Genomic DNA, 25391 nt, shown 5'->3' with positions numbered 1-25391 from the left:
TATGGCTCAGGAACAATTTTTGCCATTCTCTCGTCCATCCATGGGTGAAGAAGAAATAACGGCGGTTGAAAAGGTATTACGCTCCGGCTGGATCACCACCGGCCCGCAAAACCAGCGTTTGGAAACGGATTTTTGTGCCGCCTTTGGCTGTAAATACGCGATTGCCATTAACTCAGCCACGGCGGGCATGCATGTCACGCTGATGGCGTTGGGCATCGGGCCGGGTGATGAAGTCATCACGCCTTCAATGACCTGGGTTTCTACGCCGAATATGATCGAGCTGCTCGGCGCCACGCCCGTGATGGTTGATGTGGATCGCGATACGCTGATGGTCAGCGCAGCAACGGTTGAAGCCGCCATCACGCCGAAAACCAAGGCGATTGTGCCGGTGCATTATGCCGGCGCGCCGCTGGATATCGCCGCGCTGCGCGACGTGGCGCAGCGGCACAATATTCCGCTGATTGAAGATGCGGCCCATGCGGCTGGTGCCCGCTATCGCGGTGAGTGGGTGGGCGCGCGCGGCACGGTGATTTTCTCTTTCCATGCGATAAAAAACATGACCTGTGCCGAAGGCGGCCTGATCGCCACCGATGATGAGGCACTGGCGGCGCGCCTGCGCAGCCTGAAATTCCACGGCCTGGGTGTCGATGCGTTCGATCGCCAACAGCTAGGGCGTAAACCCCAGGCGGAAGTGATCGAGCCGGGTTATAAATACAATCTTTCCGACGTGCATGCGGCCATCGCCGTGGTGCAACTACAGCGTTTGCCGCAGATTAACGCCCGCCGCAAATCACTGGCGGCGCGTTACCTGGCGATGCTGCAGGATTCCCCCTTTCAACCGCTCGGCCTGCCGGATTATCCGCACGACCATGCCTGGCATCTGTTTATCGTGCGCGTCGATCCCGAACGTTGCGGGCTGGATCGCGATCGGCTGATGCAGCGCCTGCAAGAGCAGGGCATTGGCACTGGCCTGCATTTCCGCGCGGCGCACACGCAGAAATTCTATCGCGAACGCTATCCGCAGCTTTCATTGCCGCATACCGAATGGAACTCGGCGCGGCTGTGCTCTTTACCGCTATTTCCGGATATGCGCGATGAAGATGTCGATCGCGTCGTTAACGCCTTGTTTTCAATTGTGGAGTCAGAACGTGCCGCGGGTTGAACCTATTAATAACGTATCGGTGGTGATCCCGGTCTACAACGAACAGCAAAGCCTGCCGGCGTTGATTGAACGTATCACCGCCGCCTGTCAGCAGTTGCGCCAGGCCTATGAAATCATTTTGGTGGATGACGGCAGCAGCGATGACTCCGCCGAGATATTAACCGAAGCCGCCGAGCGCCCGGGCAGCCATATCGTCGCCGTGCTGTTGAACCGCAACTACGGCCAGCACTCGGCGATCATGGCGGGGTTTAATCAGGCGCACGGCGATCTGGTCATCACCCTGGATGCCGATCTGCAAAACCCGCCGGAAGAGATCCCGCGGCTGGTGAGCGTGGCCGAAGAAGGCTATGACGTGGTCGGCACGGTGCGCGCCAACCGACAGGATTCCTGGTTCCGCAAGAGCGCGTCGCGCGTCATCAATATGATGATCCAGCGCGCCACCGGCAAATCGATGGGCGATTACGGCTGCATGCTGCGTGCTTACCGCCGCCACATCGTCGAGGCAATGCTGCATTGCCATGAGCGCAGCACTTTTATCCCGATCCTGGCCAATACCTTCGCCCGCCGCACGACGGAAATCGACGTCGAGCACGCAGAGCGTGAATTCGGCGATTCGAAATACAGCCTGATGAAGCTGATTAACCTGATGTATGACCTGATCACCTGCCTGACGACCACGCCGCTGCGCCTGCTCAGCGTAGTGGGCAGCGTCATCGCGCTGTCCGGTTTCACGCTGGCGATCGTGCTGATCGCCATGCGACTGATCTTGGGCACCCAGTGGGGGGCCGAAGGGGTATTCATGCTGTTTGCCGTGCTGTTTACCTTCGTCGGCGCCCAGTTTGTCGGTATGGGGCTACTCGGTGAGTACATCGGGCGTATCTACAACGATGTGCGCGCCCGCCCACGTTATTTTGTTCAGAAAGTGGTTGGCGCCAAGCCAAACCACCACATTCAGGAAGAAGAGTAATGAAAACTATCGTATTTGCTTACCATGATATCGGCTGCGCCGGTTTGAAAGCGCTGACGGAGGCCGGCTATGACGTGCAGGCCGTGTTCACCCATACCGATGCGCCGGGTGAAAACCATTTCTTTTCTTCCGTGGCGCGGTTGGGCGCAGAACTGAATCTGCCGGTTTATGCGCCGGAGGATGTCAATCACCCTTTGTGGGTTGAGCGTATTCGCGAGCTGCAGCCGGATGTGATCTTCTCGTTCTACTACCGCAACATGCTCAGCGAAGAGATCCTAGCGCTGGCGCCGCAGGGGGGCTTCAACCTGCATGGATCGCTGTTGCCGCGCTACCGTGGGCGGGCGCCGGTCAACTGGGTGCTGGTGAACGGCGAAACCGAAACCGGGGTAACGCTGCATAAAATGGTTAAGCGCCCGGATGCCGGCGACATCGTTGCCCAGCATAAGGTCACGATTAGCGAGGATGACACGGCGTTAACCCTGCACGGCAAACTGCGGGAAGCCGCGCAAAGCCTACTGAACGACACCTTGCCGCAGCTGAAAAGCGGCAGCGTAACCTTCACCCCGCAAAACGAGGCCGAAGCCAGCTATTACGGCCGCCGCACCGCCGCCGACGGCGAGATCCCGTGGCATAAATCTGCGCGGGAAATCAACAACCTGGTGCGCGCGGTAACCGATCCTTACCCGGGCGCGTTCAGTTACCTGGGCCAGCAGAAAGTGGTTGTCTGGCAGGGGCGCGCGCTGAATACGCCGCATGACAAACAGCCGGGCACCGTGCTGGCCACCGCACCGCTGACCATCGCCTGTGGCGAAGGCGCGCTGGAAATCGTCGCCGGCCAGAGCGAGGCGGGGCTGTATGTGCACGGCGCTCGCCTGGCAGAGGAAATGGGCATCGTCACCGATGTGCGCCTGGGCGCTAAGCCGACCAGCGCGGTTAAACGCCGGACCCGGGTGTTGATTCTGGGGGTGAACGGCTTTATCGGCAACCACCTGACCGAACGCCTGTTGCGCGACGGCAACTACGATATCTATGGGCTGGATATCAGCTCCGACGCCATTTGTCGCTTCCTTGACGATCCGCACTTCCACTTTGTTGAAGGGGACATCAGCATCCACTCCGAGTGGATTGAATATCACATTAAAAAATGCGACGTGGTGCTGCCGCTGGTGGCCATCGCAACGCCAATCGAATACACCCGCAACCCGCTGCGCGTGTTCGAACTGGATTTCGAAGAGAACCTGAAAATCGTGCGCGACTGCGTGAAGTACCACAAGCGCATTATTTTCCCCTCCACCTCCGAAGTTTACGGCATGTGCGACGATCAGCAGTTTGACGAAGACTGTTCGCGCTTAATCGTCGGGCCGATCAGCAAGCAACGCTGGATCTACTCGGTCTCCAAACAGCTGCTGGACCGGGTGATCTGGGCTTACGGCGTGCAACAGGGGCTGAAATTTACCCTGTTCCGTCCGTTCAACTGGATGGGGCCGCGGCTCGATAGCCTGGATGCCGCCCGCATCGGCTCTTCCCGCGCGATTACCCAGTTGATCCTCAACCTGGTGGAAGGCTCGCCGATCAAGCTGGTGGATGGCGGGGAGCAGAAACGCTGCTTTACCGACATTAACGACGGCATCGAAGCGCTGTTCCGCATTATCGAAAACCGCGACGGCCAGTGTGACGGCCAGATTATCAATATCGGCAACCCGACCAACGAAGCCAGCATCCGCGAACTGGCGGAAATGCTGCTGGAATGCTTCAACCAGCACCCGCTGCGCGATCGCTTCCCGCCGTTCGCCGGTTTTAACGCGGTGGAAAGCAGCAGCTACTATGGCAAAGGCTATCAGGACGTTGAGCACCGCACGCCGAGCATCAGGAACGCGCAACGCCTGCTGGATTGGCAGCCGACCATCAAAATGCGCCAGACGGTAGCCGAAACGCTGGATTACTTTCTGCAAACCAACGTTCAGGAAAAGGGCGTTAGCCAATGATAAAAGTCGGCCTGCGGGTAGATGTCGACACATATAGCGGCACCCGTGACGGTGTGCCGCGCCTGTTGGAGTTGTTCGAACAGTACGGGGTCACGGCCAGCTTTTTTTTCAGCGTTGGGCCAGACAACATGGGGCGCCACTTGTGGCGCCTGCTGCGGCCGGCGTTCCTGCGCAAAATGCTGCGTTCACAGGCCGCTTCGCTGTATGGCTGGGATATCCTGCTGGCCGGCACCGCATGGCCGGGGCGCAACATCGCCCGCGCCTTTGGCCCACTGATGAAGCAAACGGCGCGCGCCGGGCATGAAGTGGGGCTGCATGCCTGGGATCACCAGGGCTGGCAGGCCAAGGTGGCGCGCTGGTCCGAGGCCGAACTGGCGCGCCAGATTCAGTTGGGCGTCGGAACTTTGCGCGCCTGCATTGAGCAGCCGGTAAAGTGCTCTGCGGTGGCCGGCTGGCGTGCGGATCAACGCGTGTTGTCGGTGAAGCAGCGCTTTGGCTTCCATTACAACAGTGATTGCCGCGGCACGCACCCGTTCCGGCCACTGTTGGCGGATGGGCGCATTGGCACGGTGCAGATCCCGGTGACGTTGCCGACGTTCGATGAGGTGATTGGCCATGAGGTCAGCCTGGCGGATTACAACGACTACATTTTGCAGCGTATGTTGCACAGCAGCGCTGTGCCGGTATACACCATTCACACGGAGGTGGAAGGTATGTCGCAGAGCGCGATGTTCGAACGATTATTGCAACAGGCGGAACGCCTGGCTATCCAATTTTGCCCGCTGGGCGCGCTGTTGCCTGTTGATACCACGGCGCTGCCGTTAGGGCAGATCGTGCGGGCGCCGTTCCCCGGCCGAGAGGGCTGGTTGGGCTGTCAAACCGAAGTGAAGGGTACTCCATGAAGGCGATCAAGGGCGCGTGGGCCGCGATACTGGCCGTTTTTTTTACCCTGGTTTACCTGATCCCGCTCAACGGGCGTTTGCTCTGGCAGCCGGATGAAACCCGCTATGCCGAAATCAGCCGCGAGATGTTGCAGCGCGGGGATTGGCTGGTGCCGCATTTGCTCGGCCTGCGCTATTTTGAAAAACCGGTGGCGGGCTACTGGTTCAACAATGTCAGCCAATGGCTGTTTGGCGACACGCTCTTTGCCGTGCGCTTTGGCGCGGCGTTCAGCACCGGCATAACGGCCTGCTTGGTTTTCACGCTGGCGTGGCTGATGTGGCGCAACGCGCGCCGGGCTAGCCTTGCCGCACTGATTTTCCTTTCTATGACCCTGGTTTTCAGCATTGGCTCCTACAGCGTGCTGGATCCGATGATTACGCTCTGGCTGACGGCCGCGATGGTCTGTTATTACCTGGCGCTGCAGGCGACGTCGCGTAAGGCCCGGCTGGGGGCTTACGTTTTACTGGGCCTGGCCTGCGGTATGGGGTTTATGACCAAAGGGTTCCTGGCGCTGGCCGTGCCGGTGATCGCTGCATTGCCGATCGCCATCCAGCAGCGGCGGTTTAAGCAACTGCTGTGCTACGGCCCGATCGCGGTCTGTGCCGCCGTGCTGATTAGCCTGCCGTGGGCGTGGGCGGTGGCCCTGCGCGAGCCGGATTATTGGCACTATTTCTTCTGGGTTGAGCACATTCAACGTTTTGCTGAAGACAACGCCCAGCATAAAGCGCCGTTCTGGTATTACATCCCGATCTTACTGGCTGGCGTGTTGCCGTGGCTTGCGCTGTTGCCGGGCGCGTTGGCCGCGGGCTGGCGTGAACGCGTTCAGCATCCGCAACGGTTTTTCCTGTTGAGCTGGAGCATCATGCCGCTGCTATTTTTCAGCATTGCCAAGGGGAAGCTGCCGACCTACATCCTGCCGTGCATGGCGCCGCTGGCGCTGTTGATCGCCGCTTATGCCGAAGACTGCGCCAGCGCCTTGCGTTACCGGGTGTTTAAAGCCAATGCCGTGTTGAATGGCCTTTTTGGCCTGCTCGGGGCGCTGGCGCTGGTGGCCATCGCCCTGGGGGTGCTGCCGGAGGTGCGGTTATTTTCCCCCGATGAATGGCCGAAAGTGATTATCGGGATGATTGCCTTTGGCGGCTGGTTGCTGTTTGCGCTGCTTTCATTGGGGGATCATGGCCGGCGCTGGCCTTTGGCCGCCGGTTGCCCGCTGCTGTTGTGCCTGCTGGTCGGCAGCGCTATCCCGCAGCAGGTGATTGACTCGAAACAGCCGCAGAACTTCATCGCCGCCAATCGGCCGGCGCTTGGCAATAGCCGCTATGTGTTGACCAATAGCGTCGGCATCGCCGCCGGGTTGGCGTGGGAGCTTAAGCGCAGTGATATCACCCTGTATCGCGAAAAAGGGGAAGTGGAGTACGGCCTGGCGTATCCGGATGCCGCAGACCGTTTCATCAGCGAAGCGGATTTCCCTCGCTGGCTGGCCCAGGCGCGTAGCCAGGGGAATGTGGCGCTGGTGCTGCATCTGCCGCGCGGTGACTCAGTGCCGGAAGGGCTGCCGAAGCCGGAGCAGCAGGTGGTGATGAACCGTTTGGTGCTGTTATGGTATGCGCAACGGCCATGATGGGCTATATGCTGATAATTATGGTTAGCCTGCTGACCTGCGCTGGGCAACTGTGCCAGAAACGGGCGGCGCAAAGCTGGCAACTGCCGCCGGCGCAGCGCAACGGCGCCACGCTGCGCTGGCTGTTGCTAGCGCTGGCGTTGCTGGCCGCCGGTATGGCGCTATGGCTGAACGTGCTGCAACGGCTGCCCCTTAGCCTGGCATACCCCATCCTTAGCTTCAATTTTGTGTTGGTGACGCTGGCCGCGCGTTGGCTGTTCGGCGAGGTGGCTTCGTTGCGCCACTGGTGTGGCGTGGCGGCGATTATGCTGGGGATCATGTTGATGAGCGTGGGCGCATGAAAGGCAAAGGGTATCTGTGGGGCATCGCCAGCGTGCTGCTGGTGACGGCGGCGCAATTGCTGATGAAATGGGGAATGGGGCAGATCCCGCTGCTGGGCTATGCGGATATCAGCGTACTCACCATCTGGCTTTATCAATGGCAGTTGCTGGCGGTGGCCGGTGGGGTGTTGGGCTATGCGCTGTCGATGGTATGCTGGTTCTTTACCTTGCGCTATTTGCCGCTGAACCGGGCCTATCCGCTGCTGAGCCTGAGCTATGCGCTGGTTTATGTCTGCGCCGTGTTGCTGCCCTGGTTTCACGAATCCGCGACGCTGCTCAAGACGCTGGGCATGCTGTTTATTCTGCTCGGCGTTGGGTTAATTAGCAGCCACCGTGGCAATAGCGCCGCCAAAAGCCGGTGAAAATCTGACCCGGTTCGATTATCTCTTTCACAATGCTTGCCTTTTTCTTATGGCAGGGGATAAATTAACGCCAAATAGCGCTTTCCCTTGCGGGCAGCGGCCGGGCGGCGATCGTTATCCCATTAGCCGGCGCTGGCGCAACGTATTCACTGTAAGGATATTAACGGATGCGTGTTTGGTTTTTATTCGCCTGCCTGATTCTTGCCGGTTGCAGCAGCCATGCGCCACCGCCCAGTGGCAAACTGGCCGACTCGATCGTGGTGGTCGCCCAGTTGAATGAACAGTTACGCCAATGGTATGGCACACCCTATCGCTACGGTGGGCTGGATCATGCCGGTGTGGATTGCTCTGGTTTCGTTTACCGCACGTTCCGCGATCGCTTCGACATGCAACTGCCGCGTTCGACAGAAGAACAAACCGCGCTAGGCACGCGCATTTCGCGCGATGAATTGATGCCGGGCGATCTGGTGTTTTTCAAAACCGGCTCCGGTGAAAACGGTCTGCACGTAGGTATTTATGATACCAACGATCAGTTTATTCATGCCTCCACCAGCCGCGGCGTGATCCGCTCTTCGCTGGATAATGTTTACTGGCGAAAAGTGTACTGGCAGGCCCGCCGCATTTAGCCGGGCGTTTGCCCGGCTCGCAACGTCTTTATTCCCCCTGTTTTTATCATCCTATGCACCTTAACCGGAAGTTTTCCACTGTGTGATTATTATCATCCCAATGATTTTTCATTGAATTATCGCGTAGCAGTGACAGCGATTTTATGTCACTTTTATACGGGAATTCTTAAAAAATAAAAAATCATTAACTAATTCATTGGGTTTGAGCAACCTTATAGGGTAATATCTGACACACTTAATAGTTAATATCTATTGAATTATATTAATTGATCATTAAAGACGATCATATATAATGATTGCTGATAATGTGTCGTGACGGGGTGGGAAAATTGAAAATTCTTTCCGTTGAAGAGGTTAGGTTCGTTTTTGAGCCTATTGTCTTCCCTTCAGGAGACTTTTTTGCCTTTGAAGTATTAACAAGATGCGACAATGGCCCCCTGGGGAGCTCCTTGACGTATTACGATTTGGATACAGACACCCGCCGGCAGATATTTATCAAACAGATTCAATACATAAGCCAGCATGCAGATCTTTTTGTTGCCAAAGGCGTGCTGATTTCCGTCAACGTTGATGCTGACTGCGCAACATTGATACTGGGTTCGCGCCGAATTTTCAAGCTGATCAAAAAGATGCCCTTCGTTAGGTTGGAAATCAATGAGTTTTTCCCGGGCATTAACGAAGGGGTGGGCAACAGGCTAATCGCACAGTTGTACAAGCACTTCACGCTCTGGCTGGATGATTTTGGTAAAGGCGCTGCCGGTATTCAAGCCATACGCCATCGGGTTTATGAGTTTGTGAAGGTGGATAAAGACTTCTTCTGGAAATATCACAATCGGCCAATATTCCCGCTTGCGCTTGCCAAAATAAAAAAATATGCCGGTAACAAAGTGATTATTGAAGGCGTTGAGTCAACGCAGTATTTAGCGCAGGCGCAGCAAAGCGGGGAGTATTTAATGCAAGGCTATTTATGGCACTGCTATACGCAGCATGATATCGCCAATTCGTTGATCCCTTCACGGCAGCATAACGCGTAATGCCGCCATTCTCCTTGCAGTTACTCTGTGTTAATCCTTTCTTCCAGGTGTTATACACGTCATGTTTCAAGCTGCCTCTTTGTTGGCTGCGTTCAGAAACCCCGGTCACAAAGTTATCTATGCTGCCGGGGATTTTCTCACTTGCCGCCTCGATGCATCTTGCATGATTTTGTGTATACACTTATGGCTATTACGTTGATTTTATATCGCCCTGCGTGGGTGCCTGGCGCTTCACGGCGGGCGATAAATAGCTGAACGGGGGGCCTATGCCGCAGTTTGATAACAGTTATTACACCCAGTTGCCCGGTTTCTATACGGCATTAGCACCGACTCCGTTGAAAAATGCGCGCCTGCTGTATCATAGCCAACCTCTGGCGCGTGAACTGGGGCTGGCTGAAAGCGAGTTTAGCGCAGAGAAAAGCCCTCAATGGGCCGGTGAAACTCTGTTGCCGGGAATGCAACCGCTGGCGCAGGTCTACAGCGGCCACCAGTTTGGCGTATGGGCCGGCCAGTTGGGCGACGGCCGGGGGATTTTGCTCGGCGAACAAATCTTGCCCGATGGGCGCCGCATGGACTGGCACCTGAAGGGGGCCGGCTTAACCCCGTATTCGCGCATGGGGGATGGGCGGGCCGTGCTGCGCTCGGTGATCCGTGAGTTTCTGGCTTCGGAAGCGCTGCACCATTTGGGGATCCCGACCACCCGCGCACTGACGGTGGTCACCAGCGAACAGCCGGTGTTTCGCGAACGGCCGGAGCGGGGCGCCATGCTAATGCGGATGGCGGAAAGCCATGTGCGCTTCGGGCATTTTGAGCATTTTTACTACCGCAAACAGCCGCAGCAGGTAAAACAGTTGGCGGACTATGTGATAGCGCACCACTGGCCGCAGTTGGCCGGCACGGCGAACCCTTACCCGGTGTGGTTTACTGATGTGGTGGAGCGCACCGCGCGCCTGATCGCGCACTGGCAGTGCATTGGCTTTGCGCACGGCGTGATGAACACGGACAACATGTCGATTCTCGGCATTACCATCGACTTCGGCCCTTATGGGTTTCTGGATGATTACCGGCCGGATTACATCTGCAACCATTCCGATCATCAAGGGCGCTATGCATTTGACAACCAGCCGGCGGTGGCGTTGTGGAACCTGCACCGCCTGGCGCAGGCGCTGTCCGGCTTGATGAGCACCGAGCAACTGCAAACCGCGCTGGCGGCCTATGAGCCTGCGCTGATGCGGGCATACGGCACGCAGATGCGCGCCAAACTGGGCTTCTTTACCGAAGCCAAACAGGATAACGATCTGCTGACCGGGCTGCTGGGCCTGATGGCGCAGGAAGGGCGCGACTATACCCGCACCTTCTCTTTACTGAGTGAGGTGCAGCAAGGGCAGGCGCAATCACCGTTGCGCGATGAGTTTATCGACCGTGCGGCGTTTGACGGTTGGTATCAACGCTATCGCCAGCGGTTGCAGCAGGAAGGCGTCAGCGATGCTGAACGCCGGCGGGCGATGAAGGCGGCCAATCCGAGGCTGATCTTGCGCAACTACCTGGCACAGCAGGCGATTGAGGCGGCGGAGCAGGATGATGCTGGCGCGCTGGCCCGGCTACATCAGGCACTGCTGGCGCCATTCGCCGACGATCCGCAGTATGACGATCTTGCCGCCTTGCCGCCGGAATGGGGAAAACGCCTGGAAGTGTCCTGTTCAAGCTGATGAACGGCCTCATGGCGGGGCTGAATGCCGCCGCCGTGAGGCACCGCGCGTGTCACTGGCGCAGGTAGACCTGCGGCAGGCACATTTCCGGGTGGGCGCCAACGCCAAGATCCGCCTGATACCAGCGAGTGAGAACGTCGGCCTGCAACACCTGTGCCGGGGTGCCGGCGGCAACCAGGCGGCCCTGGTGCAACAACAAAATGCGGTCGGCATACAGTGCGGCCAGGTTCAGATCGTGCAGCACGCAGCATACCGCCATCGGCTGGCTGCGCGTCAAGCCGCGCAACAGGCGCAGACTATGCTGCTGGTGATACAGATCCAACGCCGAGGTGGGCTCATCCAGGAACAGCCAGGCCGGCGTCGGCTCCGGCTGCCAGAGCTGCGCCAGCACCCGCGCCAACTGCACCCGCTGTTGCTCCCCGCCGGAAAGCTGGCGATAGTCACGCTGCGCCAGGCTGAGGCAGTCGGTGTGCCGCAACGCTTGTTGCACCGCCTGTTGCATGTTGCGCTGGCCGTAGGGCGCACGCCCCATCGCCACCACTTCTTCCACGCTGAACTGAAACGCCAAACTGCTGTGCTGGCGCATAACCGCTCGCACTTTGGCCAGTTGCTGTGGCTGCCACTGCGCCAACGGCTGGCCAAGCAGGCGACATTCCCCACCGCTGGGCCTCAGGTAGCCGGTCAGCAGGCGCAGCAGGGTTGATTTGCCGGCGCCATTCGGGCCAATGATGGCCACTATTTCACCGCTGGCGATCGTCAACGACACGTCATCAATCAGCCGCCGACCGCCCAGGTTGTAACAGAGCTGGCGTGCTGCCAGCAGCGTTGTGCTTTCAGCCACCGGTACGCTCCCGCTGGCGCATCACCAGCCATAAAAAGTAAGGGCCGCCGAGCAAACTGGTCACCAACCCAACCGGCATTTCCGCTGGGGCGACCAGGGTGCGTGCCAGCGTATCGCCCACCAATAGCAGGCAGGCGCCGCCCAACGCAGAAGCCGGCAGCAGCCAGCGATGATCGCCGCCCAGATGCATCCGGATCAGGTGCGGCACCACCAGGCCGATAAAGCCGATCACGCCGCTCATTGCCACGGCGGCGCCGGTCAGCAGGGCGCTGAGCAGCAGCAGATGCAGCTTGGTGCGCTGCACATCAACGCCAAGATAGTGGGCTTCTTCATCGCCCAACTGCAGCAGGTTGAGTTTTCTGGCCTGTTGCAGCGTCAGCAGTGAGGCCGGCAAGATAAGCGATGCCGCAACGGTTAATGTCGGCCACTGTGATTGGTTCAGGCTGCCCATCATCCACAGTGAGAACTGACGCAATTGCTGATCGCTGCTGATATAAGACAACACGCCGACGGCCGCCATGCACAGGGCATTGATGGCGATACCGGCCAGCAACAGACGGGACAAGTTGCCGTGGCCGCTGCGGCTGATGCCGAAGATGACAACCGACACCATCAGGCAGCCGAAGAATGCCGCCGCCATATGGCTATAGAGAGCGATGACTGGCGGCAAGGCGAGCGGCATCACGATGACCATCGCCACCATTAAAGCGCCGCCGCTGCTGATGCCCAGCAGGGTGGGATCGGCCAGCGGATTACGAAACAAGCCCTGCATCACCGTGCCGGCGACGGCCAGTGCGCAGCCGATCACCACTGCTAACAACACGCGCGGCAGGCGGATGTTCAGCCAGATTTGCCAAACGGTGTCGCTAAACGGCATTTGCCACAGGGTGCGAAAAGAGAGCGACAGTGCTCCCATATTCGCCGCCCCCAGCACCAAAACGCTGAGCAACAGCAGCAGACTGCTGATGGCTACGCGCGGAGTTACACGGTAACGCATTATTTTTGCTCCGCCGCATTACGCAGTTTTTGCAATGCGGCCGGCGTTTCCAGACCAAAGCCCAACAAGGCCATATCATCAATAACCAAAACCCGGTGGTTTTTCCCCGCCGGGGTGAGCGCCAGGCCCGGCAGTTGCCACAGTTTTTCCATACCACCGATGGAACTCACGCCGTCGGTGGTGATCAATAACAGGTCCGGCTGGCTGGCGATCACGCCTTCCTGTGACAGCGGGCGATAGCGGGTAAAGCCCTGCATAGCGTTTTTCAGGCCAGCGGCGTTAATAACGGCATCTGCGGCCGTGTGCTGGCCGGCGGCCATTGGCGAAATGCCGCCGTGGCTCATCACGAACAATACTTTGACGGGTAATGGCGTCTTGGCGACGGCGGCCAACTGCTGACGATAGCGCTCGGTAAGCTGTTGGCCTTGAGCCGCACGGTTGACCGCAGCGGCGATCACACTGATTTTTTGCGGCACGGCATCCAGCGTGCTGTCACCGGGCACGCGCACCACTTTAACGCCGCTTTGTTCCACCTGTTGCAGCGCTAACGCCGGCTCTGCCAACTCGCTAGCTAGCACCAGCGTTGGCTTGAGGGCAAGAATACCTTCCGCATTCAACTGGCGCATGTAGCCCACGTCTGGTAACTGCGTGACGGCGGTAGGGTGCAGGCTGGTGCTGTCGCGGGCCACAACTTCATCGCCTGCGCCTAATGCGAAGGCGATTTCTGTGACGTCGCCCCCGATTGAAACAATGCGCTCAGCGGCGGCGGCGGTGAGCGGTAATGCCAGTGCGATGCAAAGCGCCAGGCGGCGTGTCAGTGAAGATTTCATGTGGCAATTTCCTTGGGTTGCAAATATGGCGAACGGTTCGCGCCACGCTATTGTTCTGGTTGGCCAGCAGCAAGCCAGCGCCAGACACCGCGATTTTACCGGTGATAATGTGACGCTGGCAAAATGGTAATTAATATCAAACTGATAATTATTATCATGTGAACAAAGGGCGACAGCAAGGGAAATTTGCGCCGGTGAACGGGCCGTTAGCCGTTGTGTGGCGAGCGTTGCGGGGAAAATAATCCGCTCACAGCGAGCGGGAGGATGCCAGCAGGGTTTCTATATGATCGAACAGCCGTTCGGGTTTGGTGACCGGTGCGAAACGTTTAACCCGCTGGCCGTCGGCGCTAAGCAGGAACTTGGTGAAATTCCATTTTATCCGCTGGCTGCCGAGCAGCCCGGGCGCACGGCGTTTAAGTTCGCTAAACAACGGATGGGCCGCCGGGCCGTTGACGTTGATCTTGCTGAACAGCGGAAAAGTAACCCCATAGTTGAGCGTGCAAAAATTGGCGATTTCCAGCGGATCGCCCGGTTCCTGGGCGCCAAACTGGTTGCACGGGAACCCCATCACCACCAGGCCGCGTGAACGATAATACTGCCACAGGTTTTCCAGCCCTTGGTATTGCGGGGTAAAGCCGCATTTGCTGGCGGTGTTTACGATGAGATAGGCGTTGGCCGGGAAGTCCGCCAGCGTGGTGGTCTTGCCTTGCAACGTATTGCAGGGAATGGATAACAGCGATTGATTCATAGGGGCTCCGTAGCCTGCCGCATGGGCGTTCCCGTGCGGGGAATGCCATGATAAAACAAAGACCGCATTGCCCGCTGTCGCTGGGCAATGCACGTCATTATAACAAAGTTAACCCTCCATTTGCTTGATTTGCCGATTAAAAGCGGCTGTCTACGGCATCCGCCAGCATCGCCAACAGCCGCTCACTATCCGCCCAGCCGAGGCAGGGATCGGTAATCGACTGGCCATAGGTTAACGGTTGGTCAGCATCGACGTGCTGTGCGCCTTCCTGCAGGAAACTTTCCGCCATAATGCCGGCGATGCTATCGCCGCCGTTGCGGATTTGCCCGCAGATGCTTTGCGCCACCTCCAGTTGCCGCTGGTGCTGTTTCTGGCTGTTGCCGTGGCTGAAATCGACTACCACGCGTTCCGGCAGGCCAACGTCGCCCAGCGCCTGGCAGGCGGCGGCGATATCATGCGGGTGGTAATTGGGGGATTGGCCGCCGCGCAAAATGATATGGCCGTGCGGGTTACCGTGGGTTTGGTAGATGGCTACCTGCCCGTGTTCGTCCTGCGCCAGTTGCATATGGCCGGCGCGCGCGGCGCGGATGGCGTCTATGGCGATGCGCGTATTGCCGTCGGTGCCGTTTTTGAAACCCACCGGGCAGGGCAACGCCGACGCCATTTCCCGGTGGGTCTGGCTTTCGGTGGTGCGTGCGCCAATCGCCGCCCAACTGATCAGATCGGCGATGTAGTTGCCGGTGACGCTATCAAGGAACTCGGTCGCGGCGGGTAAGCCGAGCTGATTAACCGCCAGCAGCAGCCGGCGGGCGGTTTCGACGCCGCGGTTTACCTGATAGCTGCCGTCCAGATCGGGATCGGCTATCAGTCCTTTCCATCCCACCACGGTGCGCGGTTTCTCAAAATAGACGCGCATCACAATTTCCAGCCGATCCTGATAGCGTGTGCGCAGTGCGCTCAAGCGCGCCGCGTAGTCGGTGGCGGCTTCAACATCGTGGATGGAACAGGGGCCGATGATCACCAACAGGCGTTTATCCTCGCCTGACAGGATTTTTGCAATACGATTTCGTGACGTTGTCACGTTATCAATAAGGTTTTTAGTTGCAGGCAGCCTATTGGCCAAGGTTTGCGGGGTAACCAGGCTACCGATACGCGTCCTGCGCGGTTGATCTGTGTTATGCATGATTTTCGGCTCTAAAAGTGGCTCTTCAACGGCAGGGAATGCCGGAAGTCATGACGCTCACGATAGCGCAATAGTGGCTGAATTCAACCGTGTAAACAGTGTTATTTTAAGTGATAGGCGGCTAATGCAATAAAATACGCTGGATAAGGAGAAAATGGCAGAAGTTAACGCTGGGATGTATGTTGGTGCGCCGCCGCACAGGGCGCGGCGGCGCGGGGCACGGTTTAGTACATGCGGCGGCTCATCCCCAGAATATCCAGGATACGGGTGGAGATCTCTTCCACAGAATAGTTGGTGGTGTTGAGGTAATTGATCTGGTTCTTGCGAAACAGCGCCTCCACTTCGGCGATTTCCATCCGGCATTGGCGCAGCGACGCGTAGCGGCTATTTTCCCGCCGTTCTTCGCGGATGGCCGCCAGCCTTTCCGGGTTGATGGTCAGGCCGAAGAGCTTATGCTGAAACGGTTTTAGTGCCGCCGGCAATTGCAGATTGTCCATATCGTCGGCGATGAACGGGTAGTTGGCTGCGCGAATGCCGAACTGCATCGCCAGATAGAGGCTGGTGGGCGTTTTACCGCAGCGTGAAACCCCCAGTAGGATCACCTGGGCCTGATCCAGGTTGCGTAATGAGATGCCGTCATCGTGCGCCAGCGTATAGTCGATGGCGGCGATACGCGCGTCGTACTTGCCGAGGTTGCTCTCGGTCAGCCCGTGGGTGCGGTTAGGCACCGGCGTTGGCTCCACCCCCAGTTCGCTCTGCAGCGGCGCGACCAGCGCCTGAACGATATCCTGGCAAAAGCCTTCGCTTTGGGTAATCACATTGCGCACGGCGGGTGAAATGATGGAGTAAAACACCAATGGGCGCACCTGGGTCTGGTAGTAAATGTCATTGATTTGCTGGCAAACGGCGCGGGCGCGAGCCTCCGTTTCGACAAACGGCAGCGTAAAGGGCGAGGCTTTGACCGGGAATTGCGAAAGGACCGCATGGCCCAGCACTTCTGCGGTGATCGCCGTGCCGTCCGAAATATAAAAAACGCTTCTTTCCACCAGTGGCTCCTTAGCTAATAACGTTAACCTTATGGCCGCGCTGGGCTGCACGCCGTAATGCATAATGGGCTTTGGCTTGACCTGGGTAAAGAGGGCAGCGCGAAGTTTGCGATTATACCGATTCGCCCGCTAACGAGCCAATGACGATAAAACGAATTGACAGCGTTTCACCCGTACCCTATGGATTAACCTTCATGATTTAAAGGTCTTTGCGGTATCGGCGATTTCTTTAATTTAATTGCTTGAAAAAATAAAATTTTATTATTTAGTTATCCCTTATTTCAGCCGTCTGGCGTATTAGGTCATTCTCCTAAAAGTGTTTTTTTTCATCTGATTGATCGATTCACCTTTCCATTTGTTAGGGATTAATGTGCTAGGCTGAATTTACTCTGTTGTTGAGAGCAAGAACGCTAATACCCTACTGATAGCAATAAGGATTGTCTCGATGTCCAACAATGGCTCTGATTTGCGTAATGTGCTTTGGTACAACCAGCTAGGTATGAATGACGTTAACCGCGTCGGCGGTAAAAACGCCTCGCTCGGTGAAATGATCACCAACCTTTCCGATTTGGGTGTCGCCGTGCCAAATGGTTTTGCCACCACCGCACAGGCATTCAATGATTTTTTGGAACAAAGCGGCGTTAACCAGCGCATTTACCAACTGCTGGATCAAACCAACGTTGATGATGTAAATCAATTGGCCGCTGCCGGTGCAAAAATCCGTCAGTGGATAATTGATACGCCTTTCCATCCTGAATTTGAGCGTGAAATCACCCAGGCCTATCAGCAACTGGCCGACGGCCAGGCGGAAGCCTCGTTTGCCGTGCGCTCTTCCGCCACTGCGGAAGACATGCCGGACGCGTCTTTTGCCGGCCAGCAGGAAACCTTCCTCAACGTTCAGGGCATCGATGCCGTGATGGTGGCGATCAAGCATGTGTTTGCTTCATTGTTTAACGATCGCGCGATTTCATACCGGGTGCATCAGGGCTATGACCACCGTGGCGTGGCGCTGTCCGCCGGCGTGCAGCGCATGGTGCGTTCCGATCTGGCTTCGTCCGGCGTAATGTTTACCATTGATACCGAATCAGGTTTCGATCAGGTGGTGTTTATCACCTCGGCATACGGCCTGGGCGAAATGGTGGTGCAGGGCGCGGTGAACCCGGACGAATTCTATGTGCACAAGCCCACGCTGCTGAACGGCAAGCCGGCCATTGTGCGCCGCAATATGGGTTCCAAGAAAATCCGCATGGTGTATGCGCCTTCGCAGGAGCATGGTAAGCAGGTGCGCATTGAGGATGTCGAGGAAGCGCAGCGCAACCAGTTCTCATTGACGGATGATGAAGTGCAGGCGTTGGCGCACCAGGCGCTGCTGATTGAAAAACACTACGGCCGCCCGATGGACATCGAGTGGGCCAAAGACGGCCATACCGGCAAACTGCTGATTGTGCAGGCGCGCCCAGAGACGGTGCGCTCCAATGAGCAGGTCATGGAGCGTTACCAATTGAACGGCAGCGGCAATGTGCTGGTCGAAGGGCGCGCCATCGGCCACCGCATCGGCGCCGGGCCGGTGAAAGTGATCCACAATATCAATGAAATGGATCGTATTCTGCCGGGCGATGTGTTGGTCACCGACATGACCGACCCGGATTGGGAGCCGATCATGAAGAAAGCCTCGGCGATCGTGACCAACCGCGGTGGCCGGACCTGCCACGCGGCGATCATTGCGCGTGAGCTGGGCATTCCGGCGGTGGTGGGTTGCGGCTCGGCGACGGACGTGCTGAAGGACGGCCAGAAAGTCACCGTTTCCTGCGCCGAAGGCGATACCGGCTATGTCTACAGCGATCTGCTGGATTTCGACGTGCAAAGCGCCGAGATTAACGAACTGCCTGCGCTGCCTTTGAAGATCATGATGAACGTCGGCAACCCGGACCGGGCTTTCGATTTCGCGCGCTTGCCGAACGATGGCGTGGGCCTTGCGCGGCTGGAGTTTATCATCAACCGCATGATTGGCGTCCACCCGAAAGCGCTGCTGGAGTTCGATCAGCAAACGCCGGCATTGCAAAATGAAATCAAAGCGTTGATGCACGGCTATGACGATCCGGTCGAGTTTTACGTTGGCCGCCTGACGGAAGGGATCTCTACGCTGGGTGCCGCCTTCTGGCCGAAACGCGTTATCGTGCGCCTGTCAGACTTTAAATCGAATGAGTACGCCAACCTGGTTGGCGGTGATAAGTACGAACCGCACGAAGAGAACCCGATGCTGGGCTTCCGCGGCGCCGGCCGTTATGTTGCCGACAGCTTCCGCGCGTGTTTCGCGCTGGAATGCGAGGCGGTGAAGCGGGTGCGTAATGAGATGGGGCTGACCAACGTCGAAATCATGGTGCCTTTTGTGCGTACCGTGGCACAGGCGCAAGCGGTAGTTGAGGAGCTGGCGCGCCAGGGCCTGAAACGCGGCGAGGACGGTTTGAAAGTGATCATGATGTGTGAAATCCCCTCCAATGCGCTGCTGGCGGACCAGTTCCTGGAGCACTTTGACGGCTTCTCGATCGGCTCCAACGACATGACCCAGTTGGCGCTGGGGCTGGATCGTGATTCCGGCGTGGTGTCCGAGCTGTTTGACGAACGCAACGACGCGGTGAAAGCGCTGTTGTCTATGGCTATCCAGGCCGCCAAACGCCAGGGAAAATATGTCGGCATCTGCGGCCAGGGGCCATCCGACCATGAAGATTTTGCCGAATGGTTGATGGAGCAAGGCATTGATAGCCTTTCGCTGAATCCGGATACGGTAGTACAAACCTGGCTGAATTTGGCAAATAAGAAATGATAGCCAGGCATAATTGAGTTAACTGATAAAAAGCCGTAAGTAATATTGCGGCTTTTTTTTAAGCCACGCGTTAAATATGACAAAACGTAAATTGACGCGCAAAAAATAAAAAAAAAGCCCATCGTAGGCGACGGGCAAAGACTACACACAGCAATTTACATGTATGGCATTACACAGTGAATTTGTGCTAAGCATATGCCAGTAATATTAGGCAGTTATGCGCGCTTCGTCATTAAGAATCCTCCTAATAGATTGAGCGCTATTACAGGTTATCTGGCGGAGAGTTTATTGGCGTAATGGGCGGTTTTTTTAATTTCACAGCGTGATTAAGTGGGGATGCGTGTTGTTTTCGATATTGTTTTAATTTATTAGCCTAGGCCAGCGGGAGCGCGGGCTGATTAATAAATTGCCCGGCTAACCGGGCAATTTTGGCAATCGCGGCGCGGAATACAGCCGTTATTCTTTCTCCATGTCCTTGGCCACATCTTCCAGCGCATTAGTGGGTTTCGGCGCTTCATCGATCCAGGCGCTAAGCAGGCGGAAAGAGACCGCCAGCACCACCGGCCCGATAAACAGCCCGATCATGCCGAAGGCCAACAGGCCGCCGATGACGCCGGAGAGGATCAACAGCATCGGCAGATTGGCGCCCATGCGGATCAGCACCGGCCGCAGGAAGTTATCCAGCGTGCCCACCACGCATGCCCAGACCAGCAGCACCGTTCCCCAGGTGGTATCGCCGCTCCAGTACAGCCAGATGATGGCTGGAATCAGCACCAGCAATGGCCCCAACTGCGCCACGCAGCAGATAAACATCAGCACAGTGAGCAGGGTGGCCGCCGGAATTCCGGTAACCGCCAGGCCAATGCCGCCTAATACCGACTGCACCAGTGCCGTGACCACCACGCCCAGCGCAACGGCGCGGATTGCCTGGCCGGCCAGCACCACGGAGGCATCGCCACGGTCTGCCGCCAGGCGTATGGCAAAGCGGCGGATGCCAGCGCCTACTTGTTCCCCACGGGCATACAGCAGCACACTGAACAACAACATCAGGCCGCAGTGCAGCAGGAAGCGGCCGATGTGTGCCGCCTGCGCGACGAACCAGGTGGCGGTCTGGCCGAAATAGGGTTGAACCTTGGCCAGCAACGCCGTACCGCCGGTGTTCACCAGGGTATGATAGCTGTTGTAAACCTTGTTGCCGATCATCGGGATATCCTGCAGCCAGGCCAGATCGGGAATATGGAATTGCCCTGGCTTGCTGGCCCAGGCAACGATGGGAGCGCTATTGTCCACAATGCTGCTAACCAGCAAAGAGATGGGCAGCACAAACAGCAGGATCAGCAGCAGCGTCATCGCGGCGACGGCCAGCGAGCGCCGGCCCCAGAACAACCTTTGCAGTTTAATCAGTAACGGCCAGGTTGCGATAACCACCATGCCGGCCCAGGCAAAACCCAGGATAAAGGGTTGGATCACCCAAAAACAAGCCAGGATCAAAATGGCGATAAACAACACGCCGAAAATGATGGTGGCCAAATCGTACCGGTCTCGCGGGAGTGTCATGAAAGCGTTCTCATCCTATTTACGTTAGTTCCTTCAGCCGATTAATCATGATGCATTTTTCACGGATTTCACAGTATTGCGCACGATAATTAATTAGCGGCCGCCATGCATAGCGATCTGCCGGCCACGGCGGCCCGTTGGCAGTAAATGGCCGCGACAGTGGCGCCCGGCAGGAGTAAATTAATGCGGCGGAGTGTGCAGTCCACACCACATCATTCCTTGTTAACACATTGATTTTGTTTTAATAAGAAGGCTGCAAGGGGGCTTCGGGGCCGGAAATGGCAGAACGGATCAACTTGTGGTAAAACGGAGAGGTATCAACATATTGAAATGGAAATAAAAAAAACACTAACGTCTTCCATTCCAATGTGCGGCTTTTAACGATAACTAAAAGCAGGGTAGGCTTGGCAACGGGCCTGGGTTAGCGTACATCACGCATTAAAGACAGACAGAGTATAAAAAGCGAATGATCCCACAGATTTCTCAGGCACCCGGCATTGTTCAACGGGTGCTCGATTTTTTGGATGCACTGGAACAAAACGGCTTTAGCGGCGATACCGCCACCAGTTATGCAGACCGCTTGACGATGGCGACGGACAACAGCATCTATCAGCTGTTGCCCGACGCAGTGATCTTCCCGCGCTCTACCGCCGACGTGGTGTTGATTGCCCGCCTGGCTGCAGATGAGCGCTTCAGCAGTTTGATCTTCAGCCCGCGCGGCGGTGGTACCGGCACTAACGGGCAGGCGCTGAACAGCGGCATCATCGTTGATATGTCGCGCTACATGAACCGCATCCTGGATATCAATATCGAACAGGGGTGGGTGCGGGTTGAGGCGGGGGTGATCAAAGATCAACTTAATCAATACCTGAAGCCGCTGGGCTACTTTTTCGCACCGGAACTTTCGACCAGCAACCGGGCAACGCTGGGCGGCATGATCAATACCGATGCGTCTGGCCAGGGTTCGCTGGTGTATGGCAAAACTTCAGACCATGTGCTGGGGCTGCGCGCGGTGCTGCTGGGCGGTGAGATGCTTGATACGCGCCCAATGCCCACCCGCCTGGCGGAAGCGTTGGCGGCTGAAGAAACCACCGAAGGGCGCATTTACCATACGGTGCTAAACCGCTGCCGCGATCAGCGGGCATTGATCCTGGAAAAATTCCCGAAACTTAACCGCTTTCTGACCGGTTATGACTTGCGCCATGTGTTTAGCGACGATCTGCAAACCTTCGATCTGACGCGCATCCTGACCGGCGCCGAAGGCACGCTGGCGTTTATCACCGAAGCAAAACTTAACATCACCCGGCTACCCAAGGTGCGCCGGCTGGTGAACGTGAAATACGACTCTTTCGATTCCGCATTGCGCAACGCGCCGTTCATGGTGGAAGCCAAGGCGCTGTCGGTGGAGACCATCGATTCCAAGGTGCTGAATCTGGCGCGGGAAGATATTGTCTGGCATTCGGTAAAAGAATTGATTACCGACGTGCCGAACAAAGACATGCTCGGTTTGAACATCGTCGAGTTTGCCGGCGACGACAACGCGCTGATTGAGCAACAGTTAGAAGGGCTGTGCCAGCGCCTGGATGATCTGATGGCGGCGCAACAGGGCGGTGTGATTGGCTACCAGATTTGTGGCGATCTGGCCGGCATCGAGCGTATTTATAACATGCGCAAAAAGTCGGTCGGGCTGCTGGGTAACGCCAAGGGGCAGGCGAAGCCGATCCCGTTTGCCGAAGATACCTGCGTGCCGCCGCAGCATTTGGCCGACTACATCGCCGAGTTCCGCCAACTGTTGGACGACCATCACCTGAGCTACGGGATGTTCGGCCACGTTGACGCCGGTGTGCTGCACGTGCGCCCGGCGCTGGACATGTGCGATCCGCAGCAAGAGATGTTGATGAAGCAAATCTCCGATCAGGTGGTGGCGCTGACGGCCAAATACGGCGGCCTGCTGTGGGGCGAACACGGCAAGGGGTTCCGCGCCGAATACAGCCCGGCCTTTTTCGGCGAAACGCTGTATGAAGAACTGCGGCGCATCAAAGCGGCGTTCGATCCGCACAACCGCCTCAACCCAGGGAAAATCTGCCCGCCTTTCGGGGTAGAGGCACCGATGATGAAGGTGGACGCGGAAAAGCGCGGCACGCTCGATCGCCGCATTCCGCTTGCGGTACGCACCTCGTTCCGTGGTGCGATGGAGTGCAACGGCAACGGTTTGTGCTTTAATTTCGACGTGCGCAGCCCAATGTGCCCCTCAATGAAAATCACCGGCAGCCGTATTCATTCGCCTAAAGGGCGTGCGGCGCTGGTGCGTGAATGGCTGCGGCTGCTCAGCGAGCAGGGCACCGATCCGGTGGCGCTGGAGAAACAGTTGCCACAGCAGCGTTTGAGTTTCCGGGCGCTTATCGAGAAAACGCGCAACACCTGGTATGCCAACAAAGGGGAGTATGACTTCTCTCATGAGGTGAAAGAGGCGATGTCCGGTTGCCTGGCCTGTAAAGCCTGCTCCACCCAGTGCCCGATCAAAATTGACGTGCCGGGTTTCCGTTCGCGTTTTCTGCAGTTGTACCATACCCGTTACCTGCGGCCGCTGCGCGACTACATGGTCGCCGGGGTGGAAAGCTACACGCCGCTGATGGCCAGGGCGCCGAAGGCGTTCAACTTTATGTTCCGGCAGCCGTGGGTGCGGGAACTGAGCCGCAACACGCTGGGGATGGTTGACCTGCCGATGCTCTCAAGCCCCACGCTGCGCCAGCAGCTTTCCGGCCACAGCGCCACGGCGGTCACGCTGGAGCAGCTTGAAGCGCTGGATGAACGCCAGCGCCAGGATTACGTGCTGGTGGTGCAGGATCCGTTTACCAGCTATTACGATGCCAACGTGGTCGCCGACTTTGTTCGGCTGGTGGAAAAACTGGGCTACCGACCGGTATTGTTGCCGTTTTCGCCGAACGGTAAGGCGCAGCATATTAAAGGCTTCCTGGTGCGTTTTGCCAAAACCGCGCGCAAAACGGCCGATTTCCTCAACCGTGTGGCGAAGCTGGGCGTGCCGATGGTCGGGGTCGATCCGGCGCTGGTGCTGTGCTACCGCGATGAGTACCGGGAAATTCTTGGCGACGCGCGTGGAGATTTCAAGGTGCAGTTGGTGCACGAATGGCTGCAGCCTGTGTTGGCCGAGCGTGCCGAACAGCCGCTTGGCGGTGAGTCGTGGTATCTGTTCGGCCACTGCACGGAAAGCACCGCGCTGCCAACCAGCACCCAGCAGTGGATCGCGATTTTCGCCCGCTTTGGCGCCCGCCTGGAGAACATCAACGTAGGCTGCTGCGGCATGGCCGGCACCTACGGGCACGAAAGCAAAAATTTGCAGAATTCACTCGGTATCTATGAGCTATCCTGGCATCAGGCGATGCAGCGTTTGCCACGCCAGCGCTGTCTGGCTACCGGCTACTCTTGTCGCAGCCAGGTAAAACGCATTGAAGGAAACGGCGTGCGCCACCCATTACAGGCACTGTTGGAGATGATCGCGTAATGCTATGGAAACGTCAGACAACGCTGGAGCAATTGAACAAAACCAGCGAAGGTTGCATGGTCGCCCACGTGGGCATTGAGTTTACCAAGCTGGGGCCGGATACGCTGGAGGCCACCATGCCGGTCGACAGCCGAACCACTCAGCCCTTTGGCCTGCTGCACGGCGGGGCTTCCGTGGTGCTGGCCGAATCGATGGGCTCCATCGCTGGCTATCTGTGCACCGAAGGGGATCAACAGGTGGTAGGGTTGGAAATCAACGCCAACCATATTCGCGCCGTGTTTGACGGGCAGGTACGTGGCGTGTGCCGCGCGCTGCACGTTGGCCGCCGCCACCAGGTTTGGCAAATCGAGATCTTCGACAAGCGCGACCGTCTGTGTTGCACCTCCCGCCTGACGACAGCGGTGCTGGGCTAGCACCAGGCCCGCGCGCCAGTGTGCCGCGCAACGGGTGCTACAGCTGGAACGGCACCCGTTTAACGAAATCCTTTTGAAAGGCGTTGGCTTTGTCCCAGGTGCCTTCAATGGCGTACTGATGGCAAATCAACTGCAGGGTATGGCGGGCAAAGTGGTAGCTCTGTACGCGGAACAACTGGCAGCGATCCGGGTTATTGATCTCTATAATCAACCGGTTATGCAATTTGCTCAGCGCGTGCAGATAGCTTTCGTCATCGCCGTTTTCCTGGCACAGATTGGCCATGTTCAGGCTGACGCTATTGTAGCGCTTGAGGTGTTCGATATCGCATCCCGGCCGTTTCAGTGCGGCTTCCGCCATGTAGAAATCGATCGTGGCGTCACGCACGCTGAATTTGTATTGATCAATCTTGTTCAGCAGCCACGCATTTATTGAAAGAGTCATTGGCCCCACGCTTAATGCAGTTAAATGATAATCATTATCATATTTGTTGATGCGATAACGATCAATTCCCTGGCAATAATATTTTCCGCAAATAGGGGTGTATTTTTGTATCAGCGACCCAATTTATTGGCTAACGACTAAACTTAATAGAGATGAGGCGCGTTATTACCACAAGATAAATAAGGATATTATCGCGCCC

General features: G+C 57.3%; 22 protein-coding genes and 1 other RNA gene. 14 read left to right on the top strand and 9 right to left on the bottom strand.

What is annotated here, in order from left to right; genetic code table 11:
- Position 1: 1 nt before the first annotated feature.
- The 10 genes from arnB (at position 2) to ABFX35_RS08810 (ending at position 10788) form a co-directional block, all read left to right on the top strand.
- Complete coding sequence (gene arnB / locus ABFX35_RS08855) at positions 2 to 1162, top strand: UDP-4-amino-4-deoxy-L-arabinose aminotransferase (RefSeq protein ID WP_346080359.1); 1161 nt, start codon at positions 2 to 4, stop codon at positions 1160 to 1162.
- A complete protein-coding gene (gene arnC, locus ABFX35_RS08850; protein ID WP_423783631.1) occupies positions 1101 to 2129 on the top strand; it encodes an undecaprenyl-phosphate 4-deoxy-4-formamido-L-arabinose transferase in 1029 nt (342 codons plus the stop codon). Before arnB ends, arnC begins: the two co-directional genes overlap by 62 nt.
- On the top strand, positions 2129 to 4114 hold the full coding sequence (gene arnA, locus ABFX35_RS08845) for a bifunctional UDP-4-amino-4-deoxy-L-arabinose formyltransferase/UDP-glucuronic acid oxidase ArnA (protein WP_346080356.1): 1986 nt from the start codon (positions 2129 to 2131) through the stop codon (positions 4112 to 4114). Before arnC ends, arnA begins: the two co-directional genes overlap by 1 nt.
- On the top strand, positions 4111 to 5016 hold the full coding sequence (gene arnD, locus ABFX35_RS08840; RefSeq protein ID WP_346080354.1) for a 4-deoxy-4-formamido-L-arabinose-phosphoundecaprenol deformylase: 906 nt from the start codon (positions 4111 to 4113) through the stop codon (positions 5014 to 5016). The genes arnA and arnD overlap by 4 nt, the downstream gene beginning before the upstream one ends.
- A complete protein-coding gene (arnT, locus tag ABFX35_RS08835; RefSeq protein ID WP_346080352.1) occupies positions 5013 to 6677 on the top strand; it encodes a lipid IV(A) 4-amino-4-deoxy-L-arabinosyltransferase in 1665 nt (554 codons plus the stop codon). The genes arnD and arnT overlap by 4 nt, the downstream gene beginning before the upstream one ends.
- Entirely contained in the window at positions 6674 to 7018 is a 345-nt protein-coding gene (arnE, locus tag ABFX35_RS08830; RefSeq protein WP_279023424.1) for a 4-amino-4-deoxy-L-arabinose-phosphoundecaprenol flippase subunit ArnE, read from the top strand. The genes arnT and arnE overlap by 4 nt, the downstream gene beginning before the upstream one ends.
- On the top strand, positions 7015 to 7419 hold the full coding sequence (gene arnF / locus ABFX35_RS08825; protein ID WP_279023343.1) for a 4-amino-4-deoxy-L-arabinose-phosphoundecaprenol flippase subunit ArnF: 405 nt from the start codon (positions 7015 to 7017) through the stop codon (positions 7417 to 7419). Before arnE ends, arnF begins: the two co-directional genes overlap by 4 nt.
- Before the next feature lie 167 nt (positions 7420 to 7586).
- Positions 7587 to 8045 carry an NlpC/P60 family protein gene (locus ABFX35_RS08820; RefSeq protein ID WP_095848559.1) on the top strand — a complete coding sequence of 153 codons (459 nt, stop codon included), beginning with the start codon at positions 7587 to 7589 and terminating at the stop codon, positions 8043 to 8045.
- 329 nt (positions 8046 to 8374) lie between these two features.
- The gene (locus ABFX35_RS08815; protein ID WP_279023332.1) at positions 8375 to 9079 is read left to right on the top strand and encodes an EAL domain-containing protein; all 705 of its coding nucleotides are present in this window, start codon (positions 8375 to 8377) and stop codon (positions 9077 to 9079) included.
- Positions 9080 to 9345: 266 nt separating this feature from the next.
- Positions 9346 to 10788 (top strand): protein adenylyltransferase SelO, encoded by a 1443-nt coding sequence (locus ABFX35_RS08810; RefSeq protein WP_279023331.1) that lies wholly within the window; start codon positions 9346 to 9348, stop codon positions 10786 to 10788.
- A gap of 52 nt (positions 10789 to 10840) precedes the next feature.
- Here ABFX35_RS08810 and ABFX35_RS08805 read toward each other — a convergent pair whose 3' ends face one another.
- From ABFX35_RS08805 to ABFX35_RS08795, 3 genes are read right to left on the bottom strand one after another with little or no spacing between them, the layout of a single operon-like run.
- Positions 10841 to 11629 carry a heme ABC transporter ATP-binding protein gene (locus ABFX35_RS08805; protein WP_346080349.1) on the bottom strand — a complete coding sequence of 263 codons (789 nt, stop codon included), beginning with the start codon at positions 11627 to 11629 and terminating at the stop codon, positions 10841 to 10843.
- On the bottom strand, positions 11622 to 12626 hold the full coding sequence (locus tag ABFX35_RS08800; protein ID WP_279023329.1) for a FecCD family ABC transporter permease: 1005 nt from the start codon (positions 12624 to 12626) through the stop codon (positions 11622 to 11624). The genes ABFX35_RS08805 and ABFX35_RS08800 overlap by 8 nt, the downstream gene beginning before the upstream one ends.
- A complete protein-coding gene (locus ABFX35_RS08795; protein ID WP_346080346.1) occupies positions 12626 to 13456 on the bottom strand; it encodes a heme/hemin ABC transporter substrate-binding protein in 831 nt (276 codons plus the stop codon). Before ABFX35_RS08795 ends, ABFX35_RS08800 begins: the two co-directional genes overlap by 1 nt.
- Here ABFX35_RS08795 and ABFX35_RS08790 point away from each other — a divergent pair.
- A complete protein-coding gene (locus ABFX35_RS08790) occupies positions 13455 to 13586 on the top strand; it encodes a hypothetical protein (RefSeq protein WP_279023326.1) in 132 nt (43 codons plus the stop codon). The two genes, ABFX35_RS08795 and ABFX35_RS08790, sit on opposite strands and share 2 nt — an antisense overlap.
- Positions 13587 to 13703: 117 nt before the next feature.
- Here the strand turns inward: ABFX35_RS08790 and ABFX35_RS08785 are convergent, their stop codons facing one another.
- The 3 genes from ABFX35_RS08785 to ppsR all read right to left on the bottom strand — a co-directional run bounded on the left by ABFX35_RS08785 (position 13704) and on the right by ppsR (position 16433).
- Positions 13704 to 14204, bottom strand: coding sequence for a glutathione peroxidase (locus ABFX35_RS08785; RefSeq protein WP_279023324.1), 501 nt, complete (start codon positions 14202 to 14204; stop codon positions 13704 to 13706).
- Between the two features lie 136 nt (positions 14205 to 14340).
- Positions 14341 to 15387, bottom strand: a complete 1047-nt coding sequence (locus ABFX35_RS08780) for a 3-deoxy-7-phosphoheptulonate synthase (protein ID WP_346080344.1) — start codon at positions 15385 to 15387, stop codon at positions 14341 to 14343.
- Positions 15388 to 15611: 224 nt separating this feature from the next.
- A complete protein-coding gene (gene ppsR, locus ABFX35_RS08775) occupies positions 15612 to 16433 on the bottom strand; it encodes a posphoenolpyruvate synthetase regulatory kinase/phosphorylase PpsR (protein ID WP_279023320.1) in 822 nt (273 codons plus the stop codon).
- Between the two features lie 445 nt (positions 16434 to 16878).
- Here ppsR and ppsA point away from each other — a divergent pair, with 445 nt between their 5' ends.
- Positions 16879 to 19257: a phosphoenolpyruvate synthase gene (gene ppsA, locus ABFX35_RS08770; protein ID WP_279023318.1), complete on the top strand. Its 2379-nt coding sequence runs from the start codon at positions 16879 to 16881 to the stop codon at positions 19255 to 19257.
- A gap of 106 nt (positions 19258 to 19363) precedes the next feature.
- Here ppsA and rprA read toward each other — a convergent pair.
- Both rprA and ydiK read right to left on the bottom strand, forming a co-directional pair.
- An RNA gene (rprA, locus tag ABFX35_RS08765) (antisense sRNA RprA) lies at positions 19364 to 19473 on the bottom strand.
- A 240-nt stretch (positions 19474 to 19713) separates the two neighbouring features.
- Entirely contained in the window at positions 19714 to 20814 is a 1101-nt protein-coding gene (gene ydiK / locus ABFX35_RS08760; RefSeq protein ID WP_095848569.1) for an AI-2E family transporter YdiK, read from the bottom strand.
- A 466-nt stretch (positions 20815 to 21280) separates the two neighbouring features.
- On the opposite strand from ydiK, the gene ydiJ reads away from it, so the two are divergent.
- Positions 21281 to 24337 (top strand): D-2-hydroxyglutarate dehydrogenase YdiJ, encoded by a 3057-nt coding sequence (gene ydiJ / locus ABFX35_RS08755; protein WP_279023315.1) that lies wholly within the window; start codon positions 21281 to 21283, stop codon positions 24335 to 24337.
- A complete protein-coding gene (gene menI / locus ABFX35_RS08750; RefSeq protein ID WP_279023314.1) occupies positions 24337 to 24750 on the top strand; it encodes a 1,4-dihydroxy-2-naphthoyl-CoA hydrolase in 414 nt (137 codons plus the stop codon). Before ydiJ ends, menI begins: the two co-directional genes overlap by 1 nt.
- Positions 24751 to 24787: 37 nt before the next feature.
- Here the strand turns inward: menI and ABFX35_RS08745 are convergent, their stop codons facing one another.
- Positions 24788 to 25192 carry a hypothetical protein gene (locus tag ABFX35_RS08745; protein WP_346080341.1) on the bottom strand — a complete coding sequence of 135 codons (405 nt, stop codon included), beginning with the start codon at positions 25190 to 25192 and terminating at the stop codon, positions 24788 to 24790.
- Between the last annotated feature and the right edge of the window lie 199 nt (positions 25193 to 25391).

Source organism: Gibbsiella dentisursi, assembly GCF_039539505.1.
GTDB lineage: Bacteria > Pseudomonadota > Gammaproteobacteria > Enterobacterales > Enterobacteriaceae > Gibbsiella > Gibbsiella quercinecans.
Note: the sequence above shows the minus strand (reverse complement) of the source record. Positions and strands in the feature narration are given on the sequence as shown.

Excerpts from the sequence above, each read along its gene's own strand:
- ydiK (WP_095848569.1), bottom strand. The coding sequence starts at position 20,814 with ATGACACTCCCGCGAGACCGGTACGATTTGGCCACCATCATTTTCGGC.
- ABFX35_RS08780 (WP_346080344.1), bottom strand. The coding sequence starts at position 15,387 with ATGCATAACACAGATCAACCGCGCAGGACGCGTATCGGTAGCCTGGTT.
- ABFX35_RS08810 (WP_279023331.1), top strand. The coding sequence starts at position 9,346 with ATGCCGCAGTTTGATAACAGTTATTACACCCAGTTGCCCGGTTTCTAT.
- arnA (WP_346080356.1), top strand. The coding sequence starts at position 2,129 with ATGAAAACTATCGTATTTGCTTACCATGATATCGGCTGCGCCGGTTTG.
- arnF (WP_279023343.1), top strand. The coding sequence starts at position 7,015 with ATGAAAGGCAAAGGGTATCTGTGGGGCATCGCCAGCGTGCTGCTGGTG.
- ABFX35_RS08745 (WP_346080341.1), bottom strand. The coding sequence starts at position 25,192 with ATGACTCTTTCAATAAATGCGTGGCTGCTGAACAAGATTGATCAATAC.
- arnD (WP_346080354.1), top strand. The coding sequence starts at position 4,111 with ATGATAAAAGTCGGCCTGCGGGTAGATGTCGACACATATAGCGGCACC.
- ABFX35_RS08800 (WP_279023329.1), bottom strand. The coding sequence starts at position 12,626 with ATGCGTTACCGTGTAACTCCGCGCGTAGCCATCAGCAGTCTGCTGCTG.
- ydiJ (WP_279023315.1), top strand. The coding sequence starts at position 21,281 with ATGATCCCACAGATTTCTCAGGCACCCGGCATTGTTCAACGGGTGCTC.
- ABFX35_RS08820 (WP_095848559.1), top strand. The coding sequence starts at position 7,587 with ATGCGTGTTTGGTTTTTATTCGCCTGCCTGATTCTTGCCGGTTGCAGC.
- arnC (WP_423783631.1), top strand. The coding sequence starts at position 1,101 with ATGTCGATCGCGTCGTTAACGCCTTGTTTTCAATTGTGGAGTCAGAAC.
- ppsA (WP_279023318.1), top strand. The coding sequence starts at position 16,879 with ATGTCCAACAATGGCTCTGATTTGCGTAATGTGCTTTGGTACAACCAG.
- menI (WP_279023314.1), top strand. The coding sequence starts at position 24,337 with ATGCTATGGAAACGTCAGACAACGCTGGAGCAATTGAACAAAACCAGC.
- arnB (WP_346080359.1), top strand. The coding sequence starts at position 2 with ATGGCTCAGGAACAATTTTTGCCATTCTCTCGTCCATCCATGGGTGAA.
- arnT (WP_346080352.1), top strand. The coding sequence starts at position 5,013 with ATGAAGGCGATCAAGGGCGCGTGGGCCGCGATACTGGCCGTTTTTTTT.
- ABFX35_RS08795 (WP_346080346.1), bottom strand. The coding sequence starts at position 13,456 with ATGAAATCTTCACTGACACGCCGCCTGGCGCTTTGCATCGCACTGGCA.
- arnE (WP_279023424.1), top strand. The coding sequence starts at position 6,674 with ATGATGGGCTATATGCTGATAATTATGGTTAGCCTGCTGACCTGCGCT.
- ABFX35_RS08790 (WP_279023326.1), top strand. The coding sequence starts at position 13,455 with ATGTGGCAATTTCCTTGGGTTGCAAATATGGCGAACGGTTCGCGCCAC.
- ABFX35_RS08785 (WP_279023324.1), bottom strand. The coding sequence starts at position 14,204 with ATGAATCAATCGCTGTTATCCATTCCCTGCAATACGTTGCAAGGCAAG.